The 25,635-nt window shown below is 65.1% G+C and carries 17 protein-coding genes and 4 pseudogenes; 20 read left to right on the plus strand and 1 reads right to left on the minus strand.

From position 1 onward, the window contains the following. The first annotated feature begins 4 nt into the window (after positions 1–4). The 5 genes and pseudogenes from V5B44_RS18555 to V5B44_RS18575 all read left to right on the plus strand — a co-directional run bounded on the left by V5B44_RS18555 (position 5) and on the right by V5B44_RS18575 (position 7,835). Positions 5–3,360 (plus strand): annotated as a pseudogene (locus V5B44_RS18555) (Swt1 family HEPN domain-containing protein). 191 nt (positions 3,361–3,551) lie between these two features. Further along, positions 3,552–6,008: a sensor histidine kinase gene (locus tag V5B44_RS18560; protein ID WP_332360490.1), complete on the plus strand. Its 2,457-nt coding sequence runs from the start codon at positions 3,552–3,554 to the stop codon at positions 6,006–6,008. A 6-nt stretch (positions 6,009–6,014) separates the two neighbouring features. Continuing rightward, the gene (locus V5B44_RS18565; RefSeq protein ID WP_332360491.1) at positions 6,015–6,656 is read left to right on the plus strand and encodes a response regulator transcription factor; all 642 of its coding nucleotides are present in this window, start codon (positions 6,015–6,017) and stop codon (positions 6,654–6,656) included. A 252-nt stretch (positions 6,657–6,908) separates the two neighbouring features. Continuing rightward, positions 6,909–7,328 carry a hypothetical protein gene (locus V5B44_RS18570; RefSeq protein ID WP_332360493.1) on the plus strand — a complete coding sequence of 140 codons (420 nt, stop codon included), beginning with the start codon at positions 6,909–6,911 and terminating at the stop codon, positions 7,326–7,328. Positions 7,329–7,460: 132 nt separating this feature from the next. Continuing rightward, entirely contained in the window at positions 7,461–7,835 is a 375-nt protein-coding gene (locus V5B44_RS18575; protein ID WP_332360494.1) for a response regulator, read from the plus strand. A 279-nt stretch (positions 7,836–8,114) separates the two neighbouring features. Here the strand turns inward: V5B44_RS18575 and V5B44_RS18580 are convergent, their stop codons facing one another. After that, entirely contained in the window at positions 8,115–8,972 is an 858-nt protein-coding gene (locus tag V5B44_RS18580) for a hypothetical protein (RefSeq protein WP_332360495.1), read from the minus strand. A 531-nt stretch (positions 8,973–9,503) separates the two neighbouring features. On the opposite strand from V5B44_RS18580, the gene V5B44_RS18585 reads away from it, so the two are divergent. The 15 genes and pseudogenes from V5B44_RS18585 (at position 9,504) to V5B44_RS18655 (ending at position 25,618) form a co-directional block, all read left to right on the plus strand. After that, on the plus strand, positions 9,504–12,755 hold the full coding sequence (locus V5B44_RS18585; RefSeq protein ID WP_332360497.1) for a Calx-beta domain-containing protein: 3,252 nt from the start codon (positions 9,504–9,506) through the stop codon (positions 12,753–12,755). 57 nt (positions 12,756–12,812) lie between these two features. Further along, positions 12,813–14,891, plus strand: coding sequence for a CsgG/HfaB family protein (locus V5B44_RS18590; protein WP_332360499.1), 2,079 nt, complete (start codon positions 12,813–12,815; stop codon positions 14,889–14,891). Positions 14,892–14,912: 21 nt separating this feature from the next. Then, positions 14,913–15,260 (plus strand): hypothetical protein, encoded by a 348-nt coding sequence (locus V5B44_RS18595; RefSeq protein WP_332360500.1) that lies wholly within the window; start codon positions 14,913–14,915, stop codon positions 15,258–15,260. Between the two features lie 232 nt (positions 15,261–15,492). Then, entirely contained in the window at positions 15,493–16,761 is a 1,269-nt protein-coding gene (gene urtA / locus V5B44_RS18600) for an urea ABC transporter substrate-binding protein (RefSeq protein ID WP_332360502.1), read from the plus strand. Between the two features lie 56 nt (positions 16,762–16,817). After that, complete coding sequence (gene urtB / locus V5B44_RS18605; protein ID WP_332360503.1) at positions 16,818–18,413, plus strand: urea ABC transporter permease subunit UrtB; 1,596 nt, start codon at positions 16,818–16,820, stop codon at positions 18,411–18,413. Positions 18,414–18,429: 16 nt separating this feature from the next. Beyond that, positions 18,430–19,575, plus strand: coding sequence for an urea ABC transporter permease subunit UrtC (gene urtC, locus V5B44_RS18610; RefSeq protein WP_332360505.1), 1,146 nt, complete (start codon positions 18,430–18,432; stop codon positions 19,573–19,575). Between the two features lie 17 nt (positions 19,576–19,592). Further along, positions 19,593–20,423, plus strand: coding sequence for an urea ABC transporter ATP-binding protein UrtD (gene urtD / locus V5B44_RS18615; protein ID WP_332360773.1), 831 nt, complete (start codon positions 19,593–19,595; stop codon positions 20,421–20,423). Positions 20,424–20,430: 7 nt separating this feature from the next. Next, entirely contained in the window at positions 20,431–21,123 is a 693-nt protein-coding gene (gene urtE, locus V5B44_RS18620; protein WP_332360507.1) for an urea ABC transporter ATP-binding subunit UrtE, read from the plus strand. Next, a complete protein-coding gene (locus tag V5B44_RS18625; protein WP_332360509.1) occupies positions 21,120–21,992 on the plus strand; it encodes an urease accessory protein UreD in 873 nt (290 codons plus the stop codon). The genes urtE and V5B44_RS18625 overlap by 4 nt, the downstream gene beginning before the upstream one ends. Positions 21,993–22,025: 33 nt before the next feature. Further along, positions 22,026–22,328, plus strand: coding sequence for an urease subunit gamma (locus tag V5B44_RS18630; RefSeq protein WP_332360511.1), 303 nt, complete (start codon positions 22,026–22,028; stop codon positions 22,326–22,328). An 11-nt stretch (positions 22,329–22,339) separates the two neighbouring features. Next, positions 22,340–22,649: pseudogene (locus V5B44_RS18635) on the plus strand (urease subunit beta). 10 nt (positions 22,650–22,659) lie between these two features. After that, positions 22,660–24,378: pseudogene (gene ureC, locus V5B44_RS18640) on the plus strand (urease subunit alpha). Positions 24,379–24,385: 7 nt separating this feature from the next. After that, positions 24,386–24,643, plus strand: coding sequence for an urease accessory protein UreE (locus V5B44_RS18645; protein WP_332360513.1), 258 nt, complete (start codon positions 24,386–24,388; stop codon positions 24,641–24,643). Beyond that, a complete protein-coding gene (locus V5B44_RS18650) occupies positions 24,640–24,948 on the plus strand; it encodes an urease accessory protein UreE (protein ID WP_332360514.1) in 309 nt (102 codons plus the stop codon). The genes V5B44_RS18645 and V5B44_RS18650 overlap by 4 nt, the downstream gene beginning before the upstream one ends. After that, a pseudogene (locus tag V5B44_RS18655) lies at positions 24,945–25,618 on the plus strand (urease accessory protein UreF). The gene V5B44_RS18650 and the pseudogene V5B44_RS18655 overlap by 4 nt, the downstream one beginning before the upstream one ends. Positions 25,619–25,635 lie beyond the last annotated feature (17 nt).

The following is a 25,635-nucleotide window of genomic DNA, read 5'->3' on the forward strand; positions in this document are numbered from 1 at the left end:
CACCATGGCCCTCACCAACCACGAGCGCGTCGGCAAAGCGCTGGAACTTCTGAAAACCGGCCTGCTGCCGTTCATCGAGCGGGAACTGAAAGCGAAGTATGGCAACGGCTGGGCTTTCGAAGTGAAGGAGCTACTGTCCGACACCCGCCTTAGCGCCGGCAAGGGCGAATCCCTTCACGACGTCGCCGCCTCGCTGGTGGTCATGGACCGCAAATGGACCGAGGTGTTTCGCCAGATTCTCGGCAAGAGCGAGCGCAGTCTGGTCAATGAACTGCTGGGCGTGCGCAACGCCTGGGCGCATCAGGAACCCTTCTCCAGCGACGACGCCTACCGCGCCCTCGATTCCGCCGGGCGCCTGCTGTCCGCCGTTTCGGCAGCGCAGGCGGACGACGTCGACAAGATGAAGATGGAACTGCTGCGCGTGCGCTTCGACGAGCAGGCGCGCAGCGAAAAGCGGAAATCGGCCAGCACGGCGATCGAAAGCGGCGTCACCGGCAACCTCAAGCCCTGGCGCGAAGTGGTCATGCCGCATGCCGACGTGGCGAGCGGTCGCTACCAGCAGGCCGAGTTCGCCGCCGATCTGTGGCAGGTGCATCTCGGCGAGGGGACGGACGAATACCGGGACCCGGTGGAGTTCTTCTGCCGCACCTACCTGACCGAAAGCCTCAAGGGGATGCTGGTCGGCGCGGTGCAGCGCCTGACCACCGGCGGCGGCGACCCGGTGGTGCAGTTGCAGACCAACTTCGGTGGCGGCAAGACGCACTCGATGCTGGCGCTCTACCACCTGTTCTCGGGCATCGCGCCGACCGAGCTGGCCGGCATCGACGAGGTGATGGCCGCCGCCGGGGCGAGCAGGATTCCGACGACCCGGCGCGTGGTGCTGGTGGGTAACAAGATTTCTCCGGGAAACCCGTCTACCAAGCCCGACGGCACGGTCGTGCGCACCCTTTGGGGCGAACTGGCCTGGCAGCTTGGCGGCAAACCAGCATTCGCGCGGCTGGCGGCCGACGACGAGAAGGCGACCAGCCCCGGCGACGTGCTGCGCGAGCTGTTCAACGACTACGGCCCGTGCGTGATCCTGGTCGACGAGTGGGTGGCCTATGCGCGCCAGCTTCACGACCAGAGCGACCTGCCGGCTGGCGGCTTCGAGACGCAATTCAGCTTCGCGCAGGTGCTCACCGAATCGGCCAAGCTGGCGAAGAACTGCCTGCTGGTGATCAGCCTGCCGGCGTCGGATACCTCGGGCTCGCCACAGAATCTGCCACACTCGCAGGCGAACGACGTGGAAGTCGGCGGTACGCGCGGCCGCGAGGCCCTCGACCGGCTGCGCAATGTCGTCGGGCGGGTCGAATCGTCGTGGCGGCCGGCCAGTGCCGAAGAAGGTTTCGAGATCGTTCGCCGGCGCCTGTTCCAGCCGCTTGCCGACCCGGCGCAGTTCAAGGACCGGGACGTAGTGGCGCGCGCCTTCGCCGAGTTCTACCGCACCCAGCAGGCGGAGTTTCCGCCCGAGTGCCGCGAATCCGATTACGAGAAGCGCATCAAGGCAGCGTATCCGATCCATCCGGAAGTCTTCGACCGGCTGTATACCGACTGGTCGACACTGGTGAAATTCCAGCGCACGCGCGGCGTGCTGCGGCTGATGGCAGCGGTGATCCACAGTCTGTGGGAGAAGGGCGACCGCAATCCGCTGATCCTGCCCGGCAACGTGGCGATCGACGACGCGCGCGTGCAGTCCGAACTGACGCGCTACCTCTCCGACAACTGGGTGCCGGTGATCGAGAAGGATGTCGATGGGCCGAACTCGCTGCCGCTGAAGCTCGACCGGGACTTGCCCAACCTCGGCCGGGTCTCGGCGTGCCGGCGGGTGGCGCGCGCGATCTACATGGGCTCGGCGCCGACCACCGCCGCCGCGCACAAGGGGATCGAGGATCGGCGCGTCAAGCTGGGCTGCGCGATGCCGGGCGAATCGCCGGCGGTGTTCGGTGACGCGCTGCGCCGGATGGCCGGCGCGGCGACCTACCTCTACCAGGACGGGCCGCACTACTGGTATTCGACGCAGCCGACGGTGACCAAACTGGCCGAAGACCGCGCCGAGCAGTTCAAGCACAATCCGGACAAGGTCGCGCAGGAGATCGAACAACGCCTGCGCAAGGATCTGGAGCGCAAGGGCGACTTCGCGCGCATTCACCCGATGCCGGCGACCGGCGCCGACGTGCCTGACGACCTGGACGCGCGGCTGGTCGTGCTGGGCGTCAATCATCCGTACAGCAAGGAAGGCAACAGCGCCGGCGAAGTTGCCGCGCGGGCCATGCTGGAGTCGCGTGGCAATACGCCCCGTCTGTATCGGAATACCCTGGTCTTCCTGGCGGCGGACAAGACCCGCCTGCAGGATCTCGACGAAGCGGCGCGCAAATACCTGGCGTGGGAGTCGATCCTCACCGAGAAGGTGCAGCTCAACCTGTCGCCCTATCAGGTCACCCAGGCCGAGACCCAGAAGACCGCTGCCGATGGCACGGTCACCGCCAGGCTGCCGGAAACCTATCAATGGCTGCTGGTGCCGGTGCAGGGAACCCCGCAAGCGCCGATCACCTGGGAAGCGCTGCGGCTGTCCGGGACGGATGCGCTGGCCGTGCGTGTCAGCAAGAAGCTGCGCAGCGATGGCCTGTATATGACCCACTTCGCATCCCACGCCTGCGCATGGAACTGGACCGCGTGCCGCTTTGGCGCGGCGATCACGTGGCGGTGAAGCAGTTGATCGAGGATTTCGCGCGCTACATCTACCTGCCGCGCCTCAGGGATTCGAGCGTCCTGCTGAACGCGATCAGCGACGGCGTGAATCTGCTGACCTGGAGGCAGGACGGCTTTGCCTTCGCCGACAGTTTTGACGAGGCGGCGGGTCGCTACCAGGGCTTGCGGGCGGGGCAGATGGTGACGCTGGCCGACGCCCACGCACCCGGGCTGGTCGTGAAACCGGAGGTGGCGGTGAGGCAGCTCTATGCCGAACGCCCGGCACCGGTCTCGGCAGCCACATCGGAACCGCTGACCCGGGGTGGTTCCGGAACGATTGACGCTCCGCCGACCGGGAGACAAGGAACAGGAGCGGACGCTCAGCCCCCCGCAGCGCGACCAAAGCGCTTCCACGGCACGGCCGTCCTCGATGCCGCCCGCGTTGGCCGTGACGCCAGCCGCATCGCGGATGAAGTGATTTCGCACCTGGTCGGGCTCGTTGGAACAAGGGTGACGGTCACCATCGAGGTGGAGGCGGAGATACCGGGTGGCGCGCCGGATCATGTCGTGCGCACCGTGACCGAGAACAGCCGGACGCTGAAGTTCACGAGCCAGGGGTTTGAGCAGGAGTAGTCTGCTTCGACCCCGCGCTCGCTGGAACCAGCGGCCGCCCTCCGGCTCGATGCTGCGCGAATGCGGGCGCCGCTCGCCGAACCGTTGCTGATTCATGCGTCAGGACGGAACATGACGGGAGATTGACGGCCGGTTGGCGGGTGGGTATGCTCGTACCGGTGCCTTTAGATTTCCCACCACTCAGCGCCAGCATGCTACCCAAATCGCGGTTGCGTGGCCTGGTCGTCATCATCCTGGGTTTGCTGTCGATCGTGCCCCTGCTCGGGGTGGGTATCTTCTTGCTGGAGACACCGCGTCTGAAGCAGCAGGCTTTCGCGGATCTGAACGCCATCGCTGACTTGAAGGCGAGACAGATCGAAGCGTGGTTGGCGGAGCGACACGGGGACGCAGTTGTCCTTGGCGCCAGCCCCGGCCTCATTGAGGATGCCGCACTGGCGGCGGCCGGGCAGGACTCCGCTGCACGACGGCGTATCGCGGAACGTCTCGAGACGCTCAAGCGGGCGTACGCCTACGAAAGCTTCGTGGTGGTCGACGCGAGCGCCCAGCAAATCCTCGCCATCGGGTTGCACGAAGCCATTGCCGAAGCGCCTGTCCAAAAGGCGCTCCAGACAGCGTTCCAGACCACCCGAGTGGCGACGTCAGATCTCTATCGGAGCGACTCCGGCGGTGTCCACCTGGACCTGGTTGCGCCGCTGGTGAAGGAGATCGATGGCAGACGCCAAGCGGTGGGCGCCGTGATCCTCGACACTCCGGTCGAAGGTGTCGTTTTCCCGTTGATCCAGAGCTGGCCGACGCCGAGCCCGAGCGCCGAGACGCTGCTGGTGCGTCGGGACGGGGACAACGTGTTGTATCTGAACGAATTGCGCCATCGCAAGGCAACGGCGCTGGTATTCAGTCAAGCGCTTGATGATCGCGAACTGCCGGCTGCCCGCGCCGTGCTGGCCGGCACGGCGCAGGTCATGGAGGGGAAGGATTACCGCGGTGTCAGCGTCTTGGCGGCGACGCGCCCCGTAGTCGGTACGCCGTGGCATCTGGTGGCGAAGATCGACCGCGACGAAGTGCTGGCGCCACTGCGGAACCTGGTGTTCTGGGTCAGCCTGGTCGCGACGTCCGCCGTCCTGGTCGTCGCGCTTCTGCTCCTCCTTCTGTGGCGCCAGCAGTTACGAACGCACCAACTCGAGCTGGCCGCTCAGGGCATGGAGAAGGATCGCCTGCTCAGGTTCTTCTTCGATCTTCCCTTCGTCGGCATGACCATCCTCTCGCCGGACAATATGCGCTGGCTGCGTTTCAACGACCGCCTGTGCGAAATCCTGGGTTACGAGCGCGAGGAATTGGTCGACCTGACCTGGACGCAGCTCACCCACCCGGATGACCTCGCCGCCGACTCGAGCCAGTTCGAGCGAGTGCTGAGCGGCGCCATGGATGGCTTTCAGACGGACAAGCGCTTCCTGCGGAAGGATGGCGTCGTCATCAAGGCCACGGCAGATGTGAGGGCGGTTCGGCATGAAGACGGCCGCGTGGACTTCTTCGTCGCGACGGTCCAGGATATCACTGCTCGCCTGCAGGCCGAGGGTTTCGCCCAGGAGATCCTGGACAACGTCAATCAAGGATTCGTGGTCTATGATCGGGCCCTGAGGGTGGTCGTCTGGAACCGCTTCCTGGAGCGCGCCATCGGGCTGCCGCGCGAGGCAGCGATCGGCAGGCATCTTCATGAGCTGTTCCCCGGCGCGCAACAGCACGGCATAGAAGTTCACCTGGCGCGTGCGCTGACGGGCGAAGTGGTCGTGGCCGACGAGTTCGTGCCGCGCCTGCGTGGCACGACAGAACTCATTGCGCCGGAGGCCGTGGCGGACCGTCGCGACGATCCGCGGCTTTTCTGGACCTTATCCTCCTACGCGCCGCATCGGAACGTCAATGGCGACATCGACGGCGTCCTGGTGAACGTGGTTGATATGACCACGCTCAAACACAGCCAGGATTCGCTGATGGCGTCCAACGAAGAGCTGCGACAGCTCTCCCAGTATCTGGAAAAAGTCCGGGAGGAGGAGCGGGTGCGGATCGCGCGGGAGCTGCACGATGACCTCGGCAGCACGCTGACAGGTGTCAAGTGGTCCATAGCGATGGCGATCGACCGCGCTCAAGAGGCCGCGCTGCCCGCTGACGCACAGCTTGTCCGCGCGTCGCAATTGCTGGATTCGGCCGTGGATACGATGCGGCGCATCATCAGTGATCTGCGGCCGAGTGTCCTCGACCACCTCGGGGTATGGACGGCGATCGAGTGGTACGCGGGGCAGATTGAGGAGCGGACCGGTCTGCCATGCAGGGTCTCGATTGCCGCGGAGGTTGCGGCAATCGAGGTCGATCCCGAGCGTGCCACCGCGATGTTTCGCATTGTCCAGGAGGCGTTGACCAACTGCGTTCGCCATGCCCGGGCGTCGCGCGCCGAGATTCGTATCCGCCGTGAAGCTGGCGCCGTTATGATTGCAGTCGAGGACAACGGAGTGGGCATTGCCGACGATGCACTGATCAAGACCGAATCCTGGGGCCTGCTGGGTATGCAGGAACGTGCCGCCCGCTTCGGCGGCAACACCACGCTGTCGCGCGGCCTGAAGGAGGGCACCACCCTTGTATTGCGCATGCCGGTTTGAGGGGCGATGAGCGGGCGCAAGCTCCAGATCCTGCTGGTCGATGATCACGCCGTGGTCCGCGGTGGCTTGCGGCTGCTGCTCGCTGAGACCGGCGATATGCAGGTGGGGGGCGAGGCGGAGAACGCCGAGCAGGCGATTCACATGGTCCGCCAGAGCGAGTTCGATGTCGCCCTGGTCGATATCGGCTTGCCCGGCAAGGGCGGTCTCGACCTGCTGAAGCAGATCAGGACAGAGCGGCCCAGGCTTGCCGTGCTGATGCTCAGCATGTATGCCGAGGAGGTCTATGCCGTGCGCGCACTGAAGGCCGGCGCCTCCGGCTACCTGACCAAGAACAGCCCGCCGGCGACGCTCCTCGCGGCGATTCGCAAAGTCGCCGGCGGGGGCAGGCATGTGAGCCCCGCGCTGCTGGAGCAGCTGGCGGTTGAGGTAGGGCAAGGCAGGAAATCCGGTTCCGATGCGCTGTCTGACCGGGAGGTCGAAGTGCTGCGGCGGATAGCCGCTGGCGAGAGCCTGAACCACATCGCCGAGGCCCTGCATCTGAGTCCCAAGACGGTGACCACCTATCGTGCCCGAATCGTCGACAAGACCGGGCTGCACAGCAACGCGGAACTCGCCCGCTACGCCCTCGAGAAGGGCTTGCTGAATTGAGCCGGTGCGGCAGAAGTCCAGCGCCAGGCCAGTCCTTCGGCGGGGTCGCTTGGCGACGATGCGCCTCGTGGCGAGCGGCTGCCGGCGCGGGCAGGGCGCCGGCACTCTCGTTGTGTAGGGATTCACCGACAAGGAAATTACACTCGGCGCCGATAGTCGATGATTCGTGGGTGGGGGATGATGCGGGCTGGACATCGCTTTGCGCAAGAAGGAGCCTTTTCTTCCCGCGGATCAATGACAGTGGAGATAGCCATGGATGCCTGCACATCACCCCCCTTGCCGCACGGCTGCACTCGTCTTCTGCTGGTAGACACGGACAATCTGTTTCTGGACGATGTTGGCGGCGCGCTTCGGGCGAACAAGGGAGTCCACGTGGTGGCGACGGCTCGTTCCATTGAAGACGCTTACGATTGCGCGGCGAGGCACGCCCCAGATGTGATCGTCATCAGCTGGGGCAATGCCTCGCGGGCTTTTGTGCATGCTGCCCTGGCCAACCGATCGTCGGCCGGGACTGATCCGCTCATCGTGATCGTGCTGCGGCAGGGAATCACCAGCGTCCCGGGTTTGATCTCGCTCAGTCTCCTGCCCAACGTCGCGCTCGTGGTGCATGAGCAGCTCGAAAAGTTGCTCCTCCGGCACACGTCGCCGGAGTCCTCCGTGCTGCTGCACTGACACGTCTTTCGCCGTGGTGAACCCGCGTTGGAGACGTTCGACAGCTGGCGCTGCTTGGGCGCCAGGCGCGGACCACTCTGCCAGCAGTTGTTTCGTAGGGCCCATTCCGTCTTCTTTTTGGAGCCGACCGTGATGTCAATCGTGATCGTCGATGATTCAGCCGTTGTCCGCGACATGCTGCGCGAAATGCTCGCGAAGGTCGAAGGTGCGGAAGTGGTGGGCGAATTCGAAAGTCCCGCGCCGGCGATCGAAAGCATTCGAAACAATCCGCCGGACGTCATCCTGCTTGATATGCAGCTCGTCAATGGCAGCGGGCTGGAGGTCTTGCGCGCCGTGAGCGCGGAGCATCCGAACGTCAAAGTCATGGTTTTCACGAACTTCGCGGAGGACGTTTACCGCAAGCGATGCCTGGAAGGCGGAGCTTATGCCTTCTACGACAAGAAGAGCGACCTGAATGCTCTCCGGCAGACTCTGCATGGCCTGGCGTCCGACGGAAGGGTGAATTGAAGACTGGCGTCACCCCTTGTCTATGGTCGGCGTTACCAGCGAAGGACTGCTGAAACAGCGCCAGTACGCATTACCCATCCGCGTTGTCGTCGCTGACGCAGATGACCCATTGCCACCGTCCCGGCCTCCGTCGCGCGAGTTGCGCTGGAGAAGTTCAGCTTCCGGGCCGGAAGCGTTTGGTGAAGTCGCCCGCGAACGGATGCAAACCATGTTCGACTGACCGTTTGCCCATGGCGCCCGCACGAATGAACGGTCGCCGCTGGCAAGACGCCTGTCGGCTCAGCAGGGGCGGCCATCGCCCATGCGAGTGAAGCCGAAGCCACCACCGACGCCGGGCTGGATGCAGATGGTGACGCCCAGCGAGCGGGCGGCGCGCTCGATGTCGGGCGGGAAGCGGCCGAAAGGAATCGAACGTTCGACGACCGATCGGATGAAGGCGATCTCCTTTTCCTGGTCGCCGGCATTGAGTACCTTGAACGATTTGAGGCTGCCGTCCGGGTTGATGCGGAACTGCACGGAGGCCGTCTTCACGCCACGGCTTCGCGGGTCGTTGCGGACGAAGGCGGCGCTGCGGTTGAGGCGGCGGACGACGCCGTCCACGTAGAGATCAAGGCTGAACGGTTCGGGCGGCGGCGAGTTGGGGCGTCGCTCGAGCAGGGCGGTGCCTTCGGCGTCCTGTTGCGCCTGTTGTCGGCCCAGATCCCGGGCCTGAGCCAGCGAACGCTGCGCCAGCGACGGTTTGGGCGCTGCTTTGGCCTCGGCCGCGAGTTCGTCGAGGAAGCGTTTCATTTCCTCCTTTTGCGCCGTCGACCATTGTCGGGTGTCGGCGACCGTCGGCGTTGCGGGTTTCGGTACGGTCATTACCCGTGGCCGTGGCGCTGGTTTGGTCGCCGGCTTCGCCGGCGCTCGGGCGGGGCGCGTAGCCGCCTCGGGTGGGCGCGGTGGTGTCGGTCGGGTGTCCGCCGGGGGCCCGGGCGACAGGCTGGCTTCGAAGCGTGACGACGCGACTGGTTGCGATCGGGGCTCCTTCTCGGGAAGCAGTAGCACCGCGGTGTGCACCACCAGCGACGCGGCGAAAGCCCAGACCAGCGAGCGGGTCAGGGAGCGCGGCTTGGCGTAAGGATCGACCGGCAGCATGCCGGCTAACTGCCGGAGGGCCTACGATGGGGCATTTTCGGCTGCAGAAACCCGGGTGAGGAAAAGTGGGGGAAAGCGGAGCGGGCGCGCCTCGCTCCGTCCTGTCGGTAGTCAATAGCCATGCGGATGAGGATAGCGGGCAGGCACGGGCCCGTCAAATGGACAGCGAATCCTGCCTTCTGAAGGAAACGGGCCGACCAGAACCAAGTATTCATCGGCAGCGGTGTTAGCCGGAGGATCGCGACCGTCCACCGAGAGCCAGACTGATCTTCCACCGTATCCCTTCCCGTCCTGCTGCAAAGCGGGGCAATCCAGTCACGTCACCCTTCATTCGGGCTGGCGAACACAAGGGGCGAGAGCATTGCCCTGATGTCGGCGCATTCGCTGCTCAATCGGCCCTTCGAGGTGGCATTCACGAACGAAACGGACTAAGCTGAATCGGTGTGCGATGTGCTGAAAATGAACGTGATCATGGCCAATTCATCAAGGAGCAGGGCCCACGGTCCTGCCCTCCAGAGGAAGTCCTTGTGGATGTCGGTATGGGTGAGATGTCTGGCTGCCATGGGGTGGGGCTGCGCATTCATCTGGGGTGGTCTTCTGCCAGCGACGGCATGGGGAGGTGCGACCGCCTACAGCACGGCCTCGCAAGATCCTGATGAACGTGCCGCCGCCAAACTGCACGAGTCCCTCAAAGCCATCGAGTCGAAGCTGCGCCGCGCTTCCATGGACCAGGACCCGAATCAGGACAATGATCTGCAGGATGCGGTTGCCGAATGCCTCATGACCCACAAACAGCTGGCGGAGAACGCGAGTCGTCACCAGATTCCGCCGCCCGACCTGGATGGTCTGCGAGTGATCTGCGCTTCCTTGTCCGATCGCCACGAGGATGAGATCAAGCAACTCAAACAGGCCATCACGGAAGTAGAAGAGGAACTGCAGCAGGCCAAGGCGCTGCGCCAGACACTGACCCTGAAGATCAAGGGAAATTTGGCCTTGAACCTGACTGCCGGCATGATCGACGTCATGAGCAAGGCGGTGACCATCGTTGGCGGCGCGCCCAGCATGGGACTGGCGCAAGCCGCCAGCCTGGTGAATGAATTCATGGTGGATATTGTCCTTCCCAGCTCCGCCATCCACTCCCCATTTGCCAGCCCGACAACGGATCGCAATGCCGGGGTTTCCCTGCAGACGCAGAATCAGCGCTTCAGACGGCTTTATGACGCGCACAAGCAGGAGATAGACCAGCGTATCGCCACATGGATAGACGACACCTATTTCAGTGCGGCAAAGCAGGGTATCCCGCTGAAGACCCCTGGGGAATATGTCGAGCTGTTGAAGAAGGACGCCGAGAAGAGAGCTGCCCTGCAAAGGCGTTTTCTCGAGGAAATGCGGCAAATGTTGGGCAAGGAGATCATCCCTGGACGGGAAGACCTGCTGAACAAGCAGAAAGCCGAATTGCTGCGACTGGAGGGCAAACCGGGGGATCCGAACTTCAAGTCCTACTATCCTCAGTACAAGGTCATTTGCGAGAAGATCCTGCGGCTGTCCCCGTGGACGCTGACCAGAACTGCATCGGCAGGGGTGATCGAGTTCGCCCTGCCGCGCTATTCCGTGCTCAGAAGTGCCGGCAAGGCAAAGATAACGGTTGTCCGCACGGGCGGCACCAGCGGCATCGCGACCACCGACTATGCAACCGTCGATGGCAGTGCCAAGGCCGGAACCGATTACCGTGCGGCCAGTGGCACGCTGCACTGGGGCGATGCCGAGGGGGGCGGCAAGACGTTCGAGGTCTTCATTCTTGATGACCGACCGGGCGCCCCCGCGACGACCTTGACCCTGCAACTCGCCAATCCAAGCGGCGGCGCACAACTCGGTGCAAAATTGCGCGCAGAACTTGCCATCAACGATGACCGTCAAGTCGCCAGTCCGCGACCAGAGGAGCAGGCAGAAAGGAAAGACCCGGAGAAACCCGTGGTCTGCAATTACCTGAAGATCGCGCCGCAGGGCGTGGAGGTTCTGCCGGGACGCAGCATCGCTTTCACCGCCTTGGCGATCTATACCGATGCCACGACCAGGGACGTGACCGCTCTTGTCACCTGGCATCCCGGGGCGAGTTACACGACGCCTGCTGACCTCAGGTTCAACGAGAAGATCAAGGTCACGGCGACCTACCGTGAAGGCAGTACTGTTTGCACGGGCAGCACCGAGATCACTGCCCTGGCGCCGTCCTGGTCGCCACCGCTGAGCCACGCCGACGACCTGGGCGCGCGTGGTGAGACCCCGGGACCCATGGAATTCAACCATTACGTCCTGTGCGACTTGAGCGGCCACGTGGTCACCGGCAAGAACACCAGTCCGGCGCTGTTTGGCATCATGCACGGCCCGGTCGGGCCGCGCAACGCGGAGCAATGGATCCCGCAGAATTGTCCCAGCAAGCTGTGCATCAAAGAGGGTGCGACGGGCGTCTGCGCCAGGGAGCCACCGCTGGCACCGACCGGCGGCGACGCTTACTACGCCCTGTGCAACCAGGCCGGCCAGATCATCATCAGCCGCTCTGCCAGCCTCCCGGGGCACGTCACGATGACCTCTCAGGGCCTGACGGGCGAGAAGGGCGCGCGTTGGTGGATCGAGAAGAACTGTCCCAGCTGGGCGTGCACCAGTTCGGGTGCCTGCGCAGCCGCCGGCCAGGTTCGCAGCGGTGGCAAGTGGGCGGTGGTCTGCGACAGGCGTCACGGGGGGATGGCGTTGACCGAGCATCCGAGTAGCGTTGATCACTGGATCAAGGCCGAGCATCTGCTCAGTGATCGCGATGCGCTCAACTGGATCGCCGCGAACTGCCCGAGTGAGCGCTGCGACCAGGATGGACGCTGCCTGCCGGGTAACGCGCCGCTCAGCACCACCGCACAGGGTCGGCCGGTCGAGGTGCCTGCAGGTGCTGTGCTCGAGATGTTCGAACAACGGGAAAGCTCACGCCAGGGTGGCGGACGCAGTGGTTTCGGCAGCTACTGGGGCCAGGGCGGCCGCTTCTCGAGCGACACCTTGAGCCAGCAGATGCAGCGCGATGGCCAGATGCAGTCGTCGGCGGCTGGCTCTGGCGGGGGTTCTTCGTACGCCAGCGAGCAGCACTGCCAGACCGACGCCTCCTGCGCTGCCGGCTATCGCTGCCAGGGGGGGCATTGTGTGCCCGGAGCGGCGGCTGGTGGGCTGCCGACGGGCGCAGCGACGAGCCCCGGCAGCAGTGGCGGAACCGGCGCGGCTGGGGTGGCGCCGGTGCAGCCGGCAACCACGACGACGGCTGGCGCAGGCGGCACCAGGCCTCCGGCCGTTCCCGCGGGGACCTATGAGCCGAAGGGCAGCGGGCAGCCCTGCCTGCAGGTCGGCCAGCAGATGGAGGCCCGCTGTCGTCAGATGTCCGAGGACTGCAACCGCCGCAACTGCTCCGGCGGAGGCTACTCGGGCTGCGCACTGGACTGCCCCGGCTGTGGCGGCTATTTCGGGGATTACGTGGCGTGGTGTCCGCTGCACCCGAGCTACGAGTCGAAGGTGTCTGCCGGCTTGTCGAGTTTCGTCAGCGAGATCAAGGTCTGCATCGATCAGTTTCTCGGCGATGGCAAGGCCGGACGCCGGGAGCGGGGCGCCGAATGCCAGGGCAAGGCGCAAAAGAGACTGAACGACAAGAAGGACACCTGGGTGCAGCAGGCCTGTCAGGCGCGTTGTGCGCAGGACGGACGGAACGGCGTTGCAGTGCTCGGTGGCGCTCGCCATCGCTGCGAATGCCGATGACCGGATGAAGGCGGAGCCAACGCCCACGGCGGCCGGCAACGCATGAAAGGACAGGAAATGCAGCCGCCCCTCCCCGCGGATGTGAGTGAGCAGCACGTTCGTTCAATGTTGGAGTTGGCTTTGGTCGCCCTGGAAAAGAAGATCCGGACGGCTGGTCGACGAGTCCGGAGCGGTGTATGGCAGTTCCTGCTTGCCCTGCTGACGTGCGCTTTCGCCTTTCCTGTTGCGTCAGCCGAACTCGGTTGGCGCCTGCGCGATTCGGCGAATGCGGCCGGCGCCGAAGTCCTGGAGGTCGCGCCGGGCGGTATCGCTGCCCAGGCCGGAGTCAAAGCCGGCGACGTTGTCCGCCAGGTCGAGAAGACGCCGGTGACGAATGCCGAGCAGTTTGCCCAGCGGGTAAGAAATCTGCCGGAGGGGACACCGTTCTCGATTCGCATCTCGCGCGAAGGCTGGGAACGTGAGGTCCTGCTGCAACCAGCGGCAGCTGAACCTGCCCGGGTGCGGAAATTCGGCTTGCGGCTGGCGGATCCAACGCCCGGAGCATCGCCAGGCCACGGCGCGGAAATCGTCGTGGTGGTACCGGCCAGCAGCGCGGCACGCGCCGGGCTGAAGCCGCGTGACCTGGTCACCCAGGTCGATGGACGCCAGCTGGCCGGCGCCGGGAACCTCGTCTCGCTGATGCAGGAAGCCGCAGCACAGGATCGAGCGCTGCGGTTCACCGTCGCGCGCGAGGGCTGGGAGAAGGAAGTCGTGGTCGGTGCCAGCGCGCTCCCTGCCGAGATGAATCCCGCAGAGTGGCAAGCCGTCGATCAGTTGACTCAAGGCCAGGCAGCGGTGCGGACGCAGACTGCATCGTCGGCCGGCCCCGGAACCACGGCAAATGCACCACAAGCCGAAGCCGCGCTCGCCCCCCAGGCCCGCGCCGAACTGCTGTCACTGGATAACGCCGGCTATCAGGCCTACAAGGAGGACCTCGACCTGGCCGATGCGCGCTACCAGACGGGCAACTGGCCGGAAGCAGAGCGCTACTATCAGCGAGCCATCCAGCGTGTGCCCGGTGAGCCGCGCAGTTGGGGACGGCTCTGCCATATCCTGATCATGCGGGAACGCTTCTCGGAGGCCGTCAGCGCTTGCCGCAAGTCCCTCGAATCAGGCGCTCCGCAGCCCGAGACGCTGACCAATCTGGGTTTCAGCTACGCCAGGCTGGGCGCCATGACCGAGGCAAGAGACGCCTATCTCAAGGCCATCGAGCTTGCGCCCCAATGGCCACACGCCTACGCCGGGCTGGGCGTGGTCTACTTTACGCAGAGAGACTGGCCGCAGGCCGAGAAGTACTACCGCCTGGCACTCGACCGCGACCCCAACAATGTGGCTGCCCGGCAGACGCTGGAGGCGATTTTGCGGCAGCAAGCCCCGCCGGTCGAGGTCGCACAGGCGGCGCCGTCGTCAGCGGCTGCGGGGCAAGCACAGGATCCGGGGACGCCGTCGGTACGTCCTGCCGAGGAAAAGCAGGCGATGCACGGCGAAGCCGTGCCGGTCGGCAAGAAAGCGATGATCGCGATCGGCGACTTCCAGGTGAAGGCGGCGGGCGCAGAGCAGTTCATCGGCGACGGACTGCGCGAGATGCTGCTGACGACGATGTATAACGATGGCCATTACATTCTCGTCGAGCGCATGGATTTGAAGGGTCTGGCGGCTGAGCAGGCGCTGTCTCGCTCGCGCATGGCCCGGCCGGAATCGGCCATTCCCGAAAGCCAGATGGACGTTGCGGAGATCATGGTCTACGCCGCGGTCACCGAGTTCGAGGCCGAGGCCGGTGGTTCCGGCCTACAGTTGGGCGTGCCCAAGGTGCCGCTCAATCTTGGCTATCAATCCAAGACAGCGCACCTCGCGATCGATGTGCGCGTCGTCGATGTGGCGACCGGGCGATTGCTTGCCGCCCAGCGGATTACCGGCACGGCAAGTTCGTCACAGGCCAGCGTCGGCGCCAACCTGTCGCGCCGCGGAACATCGATTCCGGTCAGTCTCGGCACGTTCCGGAACACGCCGATGGAACAGGCCATTCGGGAGTGCGTTCAGAAGGCGGCGACGTATATCACCAGCAGTACGCCGAAGAAGTATTTCCACTACGATTAGCCGGCAACGCCGAGGCATATCATGGGATCCCTGCTGAGCCAGAGCCGCATGCGCTGCGCCGCAGTCCTGACGATGATTGGCTGCGTGGCGGCTGCGTTGGCCGAGGCTCCCGTACCGACACAGGACGTCCTCGACCTGTTCTCGCAGCGGGAGCGCGAGCGCAGCGAGCAAGTGTGGTTGCGCAGCTACGTGCAGCCGCCTGCGCCATCGGCCTTTGACTCGCGTCGTCTGGAACGTCAGTTGTGGCAGAGCCAATGGTGGTTGCAGCAGCGCAAGGAGCGGCCGTCTGGCGGCGGCAGCCCGCCTTGCCCGTCGTCCCACTACCCACCACCGCCATTCAGACCGTGTCCGGATCTTCTCCTGCGATGAGCGGCTAAACCACCTTCGCCAGGTGGTTTTGTCCCATCGTGGTGCCCCTGGAAGATCGCTGCCCCACTCTGGTGCGGGCGCCGTCGGCAAAGCCGGCGGCGATCAGGGGTGCCATCGCCAACAAGCCGTTCTGACCGTCTTTTTGCCTCTTGCCATGTGCTGGCACGGTGGTTGCTTTGTACTCCCCGGAGGAAGATTTCTTCCCGGTTCTTAACCTTCGAGGAGCAAACAGATGGTACGTCGCAATTTCATGAAGACCCTTTCCGCTGTCGCCGTGACTGCCGCGTTCGGGCTCGGTTCGGTCAACGCACTGGCCGCAGAGACGATCAAGGTCGGTGTTCTGCATTCGCTTTCCGGCACCATGGCCATTTCCGAGACGGCGCTCAAGGAAACCGCACTGATGACCATTGCCGAAATCAACAAGTCCGGTGGCGTAATGGGCAAGAAGCTGGAACCGGTGGTTGTCGATCCGGCATCCAACTGGCCCCTGTTTGCCGAAAAGTCCCGCCAGTTGCTGTCCAAGGACAAGGTCGCCGTGGTTTTCGGCTGCTGGACTTCGGTTTCCCGCAAGTCCGTGCTGCCGGTGTTCAAGGAACTCAACGGCCTGCTCTTCTACCCGGTGCAGTACGAGGGTGAAGAACTTGAAAAGAACGTCTTCTACACCGGCGCTGCGCCAAACCAGCAGGCGATCCCGGCCGTTGAATATCTGATGAGCAAGGACGGCGGCGAAGCCAAGCGCTTCGTGCTGCTCGGCACCGACTACGTCTATCCGCGCACGACCAACAAGATCCTGCGCGCTTTCCTGAAATCCAAGGGCGTTGCCGACGCCGACATCATGGAAGAGTACACGCCGTTCGGGCACAGCGATTACCAGACCATCATCGCCAAGATCAAGAAGTTTTCTTCCGAAGGCAAGAAGACCGCCGTCGTCTCGACCATCAACGGCGACTCCAACGTGCCTTTCTACAAGGAACTCGGCAATGCCGGCCTGAAGGCCACCGATGTGCCGGTCGTCGCCTTCTCGGTCGGCGAAGAAGAACTGCGCGGTGTCGATGCCAAGCCGCTGGTCGGCCACCTGGCTGCGTGGAACTACTTCATGTCGCTGAAGAATCCCGAGAACGAGAAGTTCGTGAAGATGTACAAGGACTGGGCCAAGAAGAACAAGCTGCCGAACGCCGGCACGGTTGTGACCAACGACCCGATGGAAGCCACCTTCGTCGGCATCCACATGTGGAAGCAGGCGGTCGAGAAGGCCAAGTCGACCGACACCGACAAGGTGATCGCGGCGATGGCCGGCCAGACCTTCAACGCCCCTTCGGGCTACACCTTGAAGATGGATGAAACCAACCATCACCTGTGGAAGCCGGTGTTCATCGGCGAGATCAAGGCCGATGGCCAGTTCGACGTGGTCTGGAAGACCAAGGGCCCGATCCGCGCCCAGCCGTGGAGCCCGTTCATCGCGGGCAACGAGAAGAAGAAGGACGCGCCGGAAGGCAAGTAAGCGGGGCTCATCCCGGGACGGGTGGTTCGCCGCCTGTCCCGGATCGTGGAGGAAGCATGCGCACCATAGGATTACTGCTTTGCGGCTGGCTCCTGAGCGCTTCGTGCCTGGCGGCAATTGACCCGGCGCTGCTCAAGCCGCTGGCGTCCGAAGACTCCGATACCAAGATCGCGGCCATCGCGGCGCTGGCCCAGGCTGCACCGGAAGAGGCGCTGCCGGTACTCAAGGCGCTTGCCGACAACTCGCTGGCGCTGGCTGGCGAGCGGCTGGTGATCGTCGCCGGCGAGCGCGCCTTCGATGCCGCGAGCAATACCGAGATCAAACCGGCACCGGTGGCGGCCGAGCCGATCGGCATCAACAACCGCGTACGCCGTGAGCTGTCAGCCGCGCTCGCCGCGCTGCGCCTCTTTTCCAGCGAGCGCGACGTGCGCTGGCAGGCCGCGCAGGAAGTGACGCTGAGCGCTGATGCGAAAATGCTGCCGCTGCTCGACAAGGCGCTGGCCGCCGAAACCGATCCGGAAATCAAGACCCGGCTGCAACTCGCCCATGCGCAGGCGAGTCTCGGCTCGACCGACCCTGGCGTCCGCCTTGACGCGGTGCGCACGCTCGGCGACAGCAGCGATCCCCGGGTTCGTCAGCTGCTCATACCGCTGACCGAGAAGCGCGGCGACAACTGGCTCGAAGCGGACAGCGCAGTCCGTGCCGCGGCCGGCACGTCCATCCGTTCGATCGAGCAGCGGCTGGCGTGGGCCGACAATCTCGGGCGCGCCTTCACCGGTCTCTCGCTCGGCTCGATCCTGTTGCTCGCCGCTCTCGGCCTGGCGATCACCTATGGCGTGATGGGCGTCATCAACATGGCGCACGGCGAGCTGCTGATGGTCGGCGCCTATTCGGCCTGGGCCATGCAGAGCGTCTTCCGGGCCTATCTGCCGGGGGCGCTTGACTGGTACCTGCTGGCTGCGATCCCGGTCGGATTTCTCGCTGCGGCGCTGGTCGGCGTACTCATGGAACGTCTCGTCATCCGCCATCTCTATGGTCGCCCGCTGGAAACGCTGCTCGCCACCTGGGGCATCTCACTGTTCCTGATGCAGGTGGCACGGACCCTGTTCGGTGCCCAGAACGTCGAAGTGGCCAACCCGGTGTGGATGGCCGGCGGCATCGAGCTGCTGCCCAACCTGATGCTGCCGTGGAACCGGATCATCATCGTCGGCTTCTCGATTGCGGTGCTGGCCGCAATGTGGGCGATCCTCAACCTCACGCGCCTGGGGATGTTCGTCCGCGCGGTGACCCAGAACCGGCCGATGGCCGGCTGTGTCGGCGTGCCGACCGGGCGCGTCGACACCCTGGCCTTTGGTCTTGGCGCCGGCATTGCCGGGCTCGGGGGCGTCGCCCTGTCGCAGATCGCCAATGTCGGTCCGGACATGGGGACGGGCTATATCGTCGATTCGTTCATGGTCGTCGTGCTTGGCGGCGTCGGCCAGCTTGCCGGTGCGGTCTGGGCGGCGCTGGGTCTCGGCGTGTTCACCAAGTTCCTCGAAGGCTGGACGGGCGCGGTGGTCGCCAAGATCGTTGTTCTCGTGTTCATCATCATTTTCATCCAGAAGCGTCCACAGGGCCTGTTTGCCCTCAAGGGCCGCTTTGTCGAATCCTGAGCCCGGGAGAACGTTCTTGAGAACCCCTTTCGTCGTCCGTCTCGGGCGCAGCTTCGATGCGCGCAGTTGGCAATTGGTTGGCCTGTTCGCCGCCTTTGCCCTGGTTGCCGTGCCGATCATGCACCTGGTATTGCCACCCGAACATCCGCTGCACCTGTCCACGTACTTCATCACCCTGACCGGCAAGATCCTCTGCTACGCGATTGTCGCTGTGGCGATGGACCTGATCTGGGGCTATGGCGGCATTCTCTCGCTCGGCCATGGGCTGTTCTTCGCCTTGGGCGGCTACGCCTTCGGCATGTACCTGATGCGCCAGATCGGGCGCGACGGCAGCTACCAGAGCGATCTGCCGGATTTCATGGTCTTCCTTGACTGGCAGGAACTGCCTTGGTTCTGGGCCGGTAGCGACAGCTTTCTCTGGGTGGCGCTGCTGGTCCTCGTCGTCCCGGCGCTGATCGCTTTTGTCTTCGGTTACTTCGCTTTCCGTTCGCGCATCAAGGGCGTCTATTTCTCGATCATCACGCAGGCGCTGACCTACGCGGCGATGCTGCTTTTTTTCCGCAACGAGACGGGCTTCGGTGGCAACAACGGCTTCACCGATTTCAAGCGCATTCTCGGCTATTCGATTACCGCCCCGGAGACGCGCGTCGTTCTCTTCGGCCTCTCGGCGCTGGCGCTGATTGGCACACTGTTGCTGGCGCGCTACCTGGTGACTTCGAAATACGGCCGCGTCCTGACGGCGATTCGCGACGCCGAATCGCGGGTCATGTTCATCGGCTACAACCCGCTGTGGTACAAGCTCTTCGTGTGGACGCTGTCGGCGATGCTGTGCGCCATCGCCGGGGCGCTCTACGTGCCGCAGGTCGGAATCATCAACCCGTCCGAAATGTCGGTCGCCAATTCGATCGAGATCGCCATCTGGGTTGCCGTCGGCGGGCGTGGCACGCTGATCGGTCCGGTCATCGGCGCGTTCATCGTCAATCTCGCCAAGAGCTGGTTTACCGTCAGCTTTCCCGAGTACTGGCTGTTCTTCCTCGGCACGCTGTTCATCGTCGCCACGCTCTATCTGCCGCAGGGCGTCGTCGGCCTGTGGTTCAAGCTGCGCGCCAACTTCCGGCGGGGTGGCGAGCTGGCGCCGACCACCAGGGGAGCCGGCGCATGAACGCCGCCGCTCTCCTGATGCCGAAGCCGCAGGGTGAGGACAACCCGGACTGGGACAGCGGTACGGCCGAGTTGGGGCATATCCTCAAGCCGGGACAGCTCGACCTGTCGCACAAGGTCATCCTCTATCTTGAAGACATCACGGTCAGCTTCGACGGCTTTCGGGCGCTGAACAAGCTGTCTCTGGCGATCGATGCCGGCGAGCTACGCTGCATCATTGGACCCAACGGCGCCGGCAAGACGACGATGATGGACGTCATCACCGGCAAGACCCGGCCCGACGAAGGGACGGTCTTCTTCGGTCAGACCATTGACCTGACGCGGCTCTCCGAACCCGAGATCGCGCACATCGGCATTGGCCGCAAGTTCCAGAAGCCGACGATTTTCGAGAACCACACGGTGTTCGAGAACCTCGAACTGGCGATGAAGACCGACAAGCGCGTCTGGCGCAGCCTTCTTGCCCAACTCGACTCGGCGGCCGGTGACCGCATCGCGGAGACGTTGCAGCTGATTCGCCTGGCGGCGCACGCCGATCGCCTGGCCGGCCTGCTCTCGCACGGCCAGAAGCAATGGCTGGAGATCGGCATGCTGCTGATGCAGGAGCCGAAGTTGCTGCTGCTCGACGAACCGGTGGCCGGCATGACCGACGAGGAAACCGAGCGCACCGGCGAACTCTTCCTGTCGCTGGCCGGCAAGCATTCTCTGGTCGTCGTCGAGCACGACATGGCCTTCGTCAAGCAACTCGGCGGCAAGGTGACCGTGCTGCACGAAGGCAGCCTGCTCGCCGAAGGCACGCTCGAGGAAGTGCAGGCCGATGCGCGGGTGATTGAAGTCTATCTGGGGCGCTAGAGCGAACATGCTGAAGGTAAACAATCTGAACCAGTACTACGGTGGCAGCCACATCCTGCGGGACCTCAGTTTTACCGCGGAAGCCGGCAAGGTGACGGCGATTCTCGGGCGCAACGGCGTCGGCAAGTCGACCCTGCTGAAATCCCTGATGGGCCTGCTGCCGACCCGCAGTGGCAGCATCGAGTTCGCCGGTCACGATCTCACACGCAGCGCATCACACCAGCGCGTTCGCGCCGGCATTGGCTATGTGCCGCAGGGCCGCGAGATCTTCCCGCGCCTGACGGTGCAGGAAAACCTGCTGATGGGCCTCGCCGCCTGCCCCGGCCGCACGCCGGTACCGGAACGGATTTTCGAGATGTTCCCGGTACTGCGCCAGATGTTGCGCCGGCGCGGCGGCGACCTCTCGGGTGGACAGCAGCAGCAGCTGGCGATCGGCCGGGCACTGGCCATGGGACCGAAACTGCTGATCCTCGACGAGCCGACCGAGGGCATCCAGCCGTCGATCATCAAGGACATCGAGCGTGCCGTGCGGGCGCTCGCCGCCAGCGGTGAAATGGCCATCCTGCTCGTCGAGCAGTATTATGATTTTGCTCGCTCGCTGGCTGATCAGTATCTGGTCATGGAGCGTGGCGAGATAATCATGCGCGGACGAGGGGAAGATATGGAAAAGGATGGGGTTCTGGCGGCCCTGGCCGTTTGACGGTACGAGGGGCGCAGGCCAGCGACGCTGCTCGCGAGGAAGCGGCGCGCCCCGGCTGGCAGGCGCGGCTGTCGCTTGGCTTCGAGCGTCGTGCAGAAACTACGGTGCTGGTGCAGCGCGAGCATTGCGGACCGCTGCGCGTGCAGAAGGCGCTGTACCCGGAAGGTGCGGCGGTCTGTCACGCGATCGTCCTGCATCCGCCGGGCGGGGTCGCCGGTGGCGACCGGCTCGAGATCTCGGTTGCCGCGGCGCCGGGTGCGCACGCGCTGCTGACCACGCCTGGCGCCGGCAAGTGGTATCGTTCCGGTGGTCGGCAGGCGCAGCAGTCATTGACCGTCCGCGTCGCTCGCGAGGCAGTGGTCGAGTGGTTGCCGCAGGAGACGATCGTCTTCGATGGGGCCGAGGCGACGATGCATAGCCGCATCGAACTGGCGGCCGGCGGCGTGTTTTGCGGCTGGGAGATCCTCTGCCTGGGGCGAACCGCCGCCGGCGAACGCTTCAGCTATGGCCACCTTGACCTGGCGACGCGGATCGAGAGGGAAGGGCGGCCGTTGTGGCTCGAACGCGGGCAGCTCTGCGGCGGCTCGCCCTGGCTCGAAGCGGCCGCCGGTCTGGCCGGCCAGCCGGTGAGTGCGACGCTGCTGCTCGCCGGCCGGACGGTCGAGCGCGAGTGGCTCGAGGCCTGTCGCGCGCTGCCGGTCGCCGATGGTCTGCTGACCGGAGTGACGGCGCTGCCCGAGCTGCTGGTGGCGCGTTGCCTGGCGCCTGGTGCCGAGCTGGCACGCGCCTGGTTGGGCGACGTGTGGCAGCTGTTGCGCCCGGCGGCGCTCGGCAGGCAAGCCGTGCCGCCGCGCATCTGGAGTACCTGAATGCGGGAATGCGTGAATACCTGAGGGAGAGGCATGGAACTGACGCCAAGAGAAAAGGACAAGCTGCTGATCTTTACCGCCGCGCTGCTCGCCGAACGGCGCCGCGCGCGGGGCCTGAAGCTCAACTACCCGGAAGCGGTGGCCTTCATCAGCGCGGCGATCGTCGAAGGCGCGCGCGACGGACGGACGGTGGCCGAGCTGATGAGCTACGGCACCACCCTGTTGACGCGTGACGAGGTGATGGACGGCGTGCCGGAAATGATCCACGACATCCAGGTCGAAGCGACCTTCCCGGACGGCACCAAGCTGGTCACCGTACATCACCCGATCATTTGAGGAGGCAGACCATGATTCCCGGAGAAATGCAGATCGAAGCCGGCGAGATCGAGCTCAACGCCGGTCGTCAAACGATCCGGCTGAGCGTCGCCAATACCGGCGACCGGCCGATCCAGGTGGGTTCGCATTACCACTTTGCCGAAACCAATGTCGCGCTGGCCTTCGACCGCGCCGCGGCGCGCGGCTATCCGGCTGGATATCCCGGCCGGCACCGCGGTGCGCTTCGAACCCGGCCAGACGCGCAGCGTGCAACTGGTCGCGCTCGCCGGCGCGCGCAGGGTCTATGGTTTCAACGGTCTGGTCATGGGGAAACTGCAATGAGGGTCCGCCAATGAGCGTCAGGATCTCGCGCCAGGCCTATGCCGAGATGTTCGGCCCGACCGTCGGCGACCGCGTGCGCCTGGCCGACACCGAGCTGTGGATCACCGTCGAGGACGATTTCACCGTCTACGGCGAGGAGGTCAAGTTCGGCGGCGGCAAGGTCATCCGCGACGGCATGGGGCAGGGCCAGCAGCTTGCTGCCGATGTCGCCGACACGGTGATCACCAACGCGCTGATCGTCGACCACTGGGGAATCGTCAAGGCCGACATCGCCATCAAGGGCGGACGCATCGCCGGCATCGGCAAGGCCGGCAATCCGGACATCCAGCCGGGCGTGACGATTGCCATCGGCGGGGGTACCGAGATCATCGCCGGCGAGGGAATGATCGTCACCGCCGGCGGCATCGACAGCCACATCCATTTCATCTGCCCGCAGCAGATCGACGAAGCGCTGATGTCCGGGATCACCACGATGCTCGGCGGCGGCACCGGGCCGGCCACCGGCACCTACGCCACCACCTGCACGCCGGGACCGTGGCACATCCAGCGCATGCTCGAAGCGGCCGACGCCTTTCCGATGAACCTCGGCTTCTTCGGCAAGGGCAACGTCTCGCTGCCCGAACCCCTGCGCGAGCAGGTGCGCGCCGGCGCCATCGGTCTCAAGCTGCACGAGGACTGGGGAACGACGCCGGCGGCGATCGACAACTGCCTGCGGTCGCCGACGAATGGACGTGCAGGTGGCGATCCACACCGACACGCTGAACGAGTCGGGCTTCGTCGAAACGACGCTCGCCGCCTTCAAGGGCCGCACGATCCACACCTTCCATACCGAGGGCGCCGGCGGCGGGCACGCGCCCGACATCCTGCGCGCGGTCGGCGAGGCCAATGTGCTGCCGTCGTCGACCAACCCGACGCGGCCGTACACGGTGAACACCGTCGACGAGCACCTCGACATGCTGATGGTCTGCCACCACCTCGACCCGGCGATCGCCGAGGACGTCGCCTTCGCCGAGAGCCGCATCCGGCGCGAGACGATCGCCGCCGAGGACATCCTGCACGACCTCGGCGCGCTGTCGATGATGTCGTCGGATTCGCAGGCGATGGGTCGCGTCGGCGAAGTGATCATCCGCACCTGGCAGACGGCGCACAAGATGAAGGTGCAGCGCGGTCATTTGCTGGCGCCGCCGGGTGCCAGCGAGCAGGCGAAGGCCAACGACAACTTCCGCGTCAAGCGCTACCTCGCCAAGTACACGATCAATCCGGCGATCACGCACGGCATCAGCCACCTGGTCGGCTCGATCGAGGTCGGCAAGCTCGCCGACCTGGTGCTCTGGAAGCCGGCCTTCTTCGGCGTCAAGCCGTCGCTGATCCTCAAGGGCGGGATGATCGCCGCCGCGCCATGGGCGACGCCAACGCCTCGATCCCGACGCCGCAGCCGGTGCACTACCGGCCGATGTTCGGGGCTTTCGGGGTGCGCTGCAAGACCTCGGTGACCTTTGTCTCGCAGGCGGCGCTCGACAATCCCGAACTCGCCGCGCTGCGGCTTGCCAAGCCGCTGCATGCCGTCCGCGGCACGCGCGGACTGCGCAAGTCGGACATGGTCCACAACGGCGCGACGCCGAAGATCGACGTCGATCCCGAAACCTACGCCGTGCGCGCCGACGGCGAGCTGCTGGTCTGCGAACCGGCGAGCGTGCTGCCGATGGCGCAGCGCTACTTCCTGTTCTGAGCCGAGCATGCTTTTTGCCGAATCCTTCGCCGCTCATTGGACCGAGACGCCCGCCAGCGATCGCCTGGTGCTGCCGTACGACGCGCGCCGCAAGAGCCGCCAGCGCGTGACGCTGGCCAGCGGCGAGGAACTGGGCTACGTCTTTCCCGCCGGGACCGTGCTGCGGCACGGCGACCGCCTGCTGACCGGTAACGGCCGTGTGATCGAGGTCGAGGCGGCCCCGAAGCGCTGCTCGAAGTTCGCGCCCTTGACGCCTTCCAGTTGATTCGTGCCGCCTATCATCTCGGCAACCGGCATGTGCCGGTGCAACTCGGTGAAGAGTTTCTGCGCTTTCAGCCGGACCACGTTCTGGCCGAGATGCTGGTCGGTCTCGGTTGCGACGGTCAGCGAAGTCGAGGCGCCATTCGATCCGGAGGGCGGTGCTTATGGTGCGGCGGCACACGCGCACGGCGAGGCGGCTGGGCGTGGTCACGACTACCGGCCGACGAAGGGCGGGCGGGTGGTACCGATCCGCACGACCCGGGCCACGGCCCGCATCGCTCGCCGGCGAAGATTCACGAGTTCAAATGAGCCTCGCGTTGCCTCGCCTGCTGCAGCTCGCCAGCCCGGCGCTGCCGGTGGGCGCCTACACCTATTCGCAAGGCCTCGAATGGGCCGTCGAGGCGGGGCTGGTGCGCGATCAGGCGACTGCCGGCAATGGATCGGTGGTCTGCTCGAGGAAGGCGTCGGCCGCTTCGAAGCACCGCTTGCCGCCTGCCTGCAGCGCGCCTGGGCTGCCGGCGACATCGGCGAAGTCGAGCGCCTGAACGCCGAATTCCTGGCCAGCCGCGAGTCATCCGAGCTGCGCGCCGAGACAGTGCAGATGGGCTATTCGCTGCGCCGCCTGCTGCACGATCTGGATGATTTCCCCGTGCCGCCGGCTCTTGATGCGCTGCCGGAAGTGGCTTTCCCGACCGGCTGGGCGCTGGCGGCGGCCGTCTGGGAAATCCCGCTGGCCGACTCCCTGGCCGCCTATCTGTGGTCCTGGTGCGAAAACCAGGTGATGGCGGCGTTGAAGGCCGTACCGCTCGGCCAGACCGCCGGGCAGCGGGTCCTGCTGGCGCTCGGCGCCGCCAAATTCCGGCGGTGGTGCAGCAGGCGCTCGCACTGCCCGAAGCGCGCATGGAGCAACTTCGCTCCCGGCCTGGCGCTGGCTTCGAGCCGGCACGAAACGCAATATTCGAGACTTTTCCGATCATGACAGAAAGCGAATCCCGG

The organism is Candidatus Accumulibacter necessarius (assembly GCF_036625085.1).

Excerpts from the sequence above, each read along its gene's own strand:
- V5B44_RS18585 (WP_332360497.1), top strand. The coding sequence starts at position 9,504 with ATGTCGGTATGGGTGAGATGTCTGGCTGCCATGGGGTGGGGCTGCGCA.
- urtE (WP_332360507.1), top strand. The coding sequence starts at position 20,431 with ATGCTGAAGGTAAACAATCTGAACCAGTACTACGGTGGCAGCCACATC.
- V5B44_RS18575 (WP_332360494.1), top strand. The coding sequence starts at position 7,461 with ATGTCAATCGTGATCGTCGATGATTCAGCCGTTGTCCGCGACATGCTG.
- V5B44_RS18560 (WP_332360490.1), top strand. The coding sequence starts at position 3,552 with ATGCTACCCAAATCGCGGTTGCGTGGCCTGGTCGTCATCATCCTGGGT.
- urtB (WP_332360503.1), top strand. The coding sequence starts at position 16,818 with ATGCGCACCATAGGATTACTGCTTTGCGGCTGGCTCCTGAGCGCTTCG.
- urtD (WP_332360773.1), top strand. The coding sequence starts at position 19,593 with ATGCCGAAGCCGCAGGGTGAGGACAACCCGGACTGGGACAGCGGTACG.
- V5B44_RS18645 (WP_332360513.1), top strand. The coding sequence starts at position 24,386 with ATGCTTTTTGCCGAATCCTTCGCCGCTCATTGGACCGAGACGCCCGCC.
- V5B44_RS18580 (WP_332360495.1), bottom strand. The coding sequence starts at position 8,972 with ATGCTGCCGGTCGATCCTTACGCCAAGCCGCGCTCCCTGACCCGCTCG.
- V5B44_RS18595 (WP_332360500.1), top strand. The coding sequence starts at position 14,913 with ATGGGATCCCTGCTGAGCCAGAGCCGCATGCGCTGCGCCGCAGTCCTG.
- urtA (WP_332360502.1), top strand. The coding sequence starts at position 15,493 with ATGGTACGTCGCAATTTCATGAAGACCCTTTCCGCTGTCGCCGTGACT.
- V5B44_RS18565 (WP_332360491.1), top strand. The coding sequence starts at position 6,015 with ATGAGCGGGCGCAAGCTCCAGATCCTGCTGGTCGATGATCACGCCGTG.
- V5B44_RS18590 (WP_332360499.1), top strand. The coding sequence starts at position 12,813 with ATGCAGCCGCCCCTCCCCGCGGATGTGAGTGAGCAGCACGTTCGTTCA.
- V5B44_RS18570 (WP_332360493.1), top strand. The coding sequence starts at position 6,909 with ATGGATGCCTGCACATCACCCCCCTTGCCGCACGGCTGCACTCGTCTT.
- V5B44_RS18630 (WP_332360511.1), top strand. The coding sequence starts at position 22,026 with ATGGAACTGACGCCAAGAGAAAAGGACAAGCTGCTGATCTTTACCGCC.